Below are 223 nucleotides of genomic sequence, written 5' to 3' on the forward strand. Positions count from 1 at the left end.
CGGGCTTTGTCCAGGGCGGTGGTGATGATGGTGCCGGCGCGGGAGGCGATGGTCCCGGCGGCCAGGACCGTGGCGGTGCGTTCGCAGGCCGGGGGCAGGGGCGCTCCGCCGATGCCGGTGCGGGGCAGGACGGAGCCGGCGAGGGCGAGGCGGCGGCGGGCTTCGCCGATGCTGATCCGGAGCCGGATCCGCAGGAACTCCGCGGCGTTCCGGCACCCGTCAT

1 protein-coding gene is annotated in these 223 nt (G+C 76.2%); it reads right to left on the bottom strand.

The window, feature by feature from the left end; translation table 11 throughout:
- A partial coding sequence (locus AC6CH3_RS23595; protein WP_498134733.1) for a DUF222 domain-containing protein occupies positions 1-223 on the bottom strand: 223 nt, incomplete at both ends.

This window comes from Arthrobacter sp. GQ119 (genome assembly GCF_059759125.1).